The 1,517-nt window shown below is 73.2% G+C and carries 1 protein-coding gene; it reads right to left on the bottom strand.

Annotation, left to right across the window (positions count from 1 at the left end; all coding sequences use genetic code 11):
• Positions 1–36: 36 nt before the first annotated feature.
• Positions 37–1,494, bottom strand: a complete 1,458-nt coding sequence (locus AA75_RS38370; protein WP_033825078.1) for an MFS transporter — start codon at positions 1,492–1,494, stop codon at positions 37–39.
• Positions 1,495–1,517: the final 23 nt, after the last annotated feature.

The raw sequence follows: 1,517 nt of genomic DNA, 5'->3' as shown, positions 1-1,517 counted from the left end.
CGCTCCCGGCCTCGCGGCGGGAGCGGCCCGCAGGTGTCAGCCCCGTACGGCCTGCGGCCGGGCCGCCGCCGCGGGCTCCCCGGCCGGTGCCGTTGCCGGTGCCGTTGCCGGTGCCGTCGCCGGGGCGGTCCGGCGGGCCGGGACCAGCAGCGCGGCGAACGCCGCAGCCAGGCAGAACGCCGCGAGCAGCGCGAAGCCGTGGGTGTAGCCCGACTCGTACGGGCGGCCGGAGGGCTGGAGGTGGCCGGTGACCAGGCCGGTCATCAGGGCCGCGCCGATCGAGCCGCCGATGGTGCGGATGTTGGCGTTCATGCCGGTGGCCGCGCCGGTCTGGGCCGCGGGCACGCTGTGGACGATCAGGTTGCTCATCGAGGCGAAGGCCAGGCCGATGCCGAGGCCGAAGACGCCGGCGGCCAGCGCCACCTGCCACTGCTGCCCGTGCCAGCCCGCGAGGATCGCGCAGGCGGCGGCGCCGAGCACGGCGCCCGTGGTGAGCTGGGCCTTGGCCGGGAACCGGCCGGCCAGCCGCCCGCTGAGCACCCCGGAGACGAACATGGCGACCAGCATCGGCAGCATCAGCAGTCCCGCGCCGGTCACGCTCGCGCCGAAGCCGTAGCCCGCGGAGGACGGGGTCTGGGCGAAGCCGGGGAGGAACGCCCAGACCGCGTACATGCCCCCGCCGAACAGCAGTCCGGCGGCGTTGGTCGTCCAGACGGCCGGCAGCCGCATGATGCGCAGGTCGATCAGCGGGTTGCGGGACCTGGCCTCGGCCAGCACCCAGGCGGCGAACAGGACCACGGCCGCCGTGAGCAGCACGAGCACGGTGGGGGAGCCCCAACCCCACTTGGAGGCCTGGCTGATGGGCAGCAGCAGGGCCACCAGCCAGCCGGACAGCAGCACCGACGCGAGCCAGTTGACGCTGCCGGAGGTCCGGGTCGGGGACTCGGGGATGTAGCGGTGGGCGATCACCGCGGTGGCGGCGACCACGATCACCGGGAACCAGAACAGCCAGCGGTAGTCCAGGGCGCCGACGATCGGCCCGGCCAGCACCATGCCGAGGCCGCTGCCCACCGCGATCACGGCGGACAGGTTGCTGATGCTGGTGGACACCCGTTCGGCGGGGAACTCGTCGCGGATGATGCCGAAGGAGAGCGGGAACAGTGCACCCGCGATGCCCTGGACCACCCGGGCGATGATCAGCACCGTGATGTTGGGCGCGAGCGCGGCGACGAGACAGCCGACCAGCAGGGCGACCAGCGAGGCGACCAGGGTGCGCTTCTTGCCGACCAGGTCGCCGACGCGGCCCAGGATCGGGGTGAAGATCGAGGCGGAGAGCAGATAGGCCGTCATCACCCAGGTGACGGTGGACTGCGAGGTGTGCATCGCGTGCTGGACGGTCGGCAGGGCGGGCGTGATCAGCGACTGGAGCAGCGCGTAGACACCCGCACCGGTCGCCAGCACCCCGAAGGTGAGGCGGTTGGAGTGGCGGTTCATCGAACCTTCTCGGGACGTGGGAC

The organism is Kitasatospora sp. MBT63 (assembly GCF_000710465.2).
GTDB lineage: Bacteria > Actinomycetota > Actinomycetes > Streptomycetales > Streptomycetaceae > Kitasatospora.
This window is presented reverse-complemented; position numbering and strand designations above follow the sequence as displayed.

What these genes read in the sequence shown, in the direction of transcription:
- AA75_RS38370 (WP_033825078.1), bottom strand. Translation starts at nt 1,494, where the DNA reads ATGAACCGCCACTCCAACCGCCTCACCTTCGGGGTGCTGGCGACCGGT.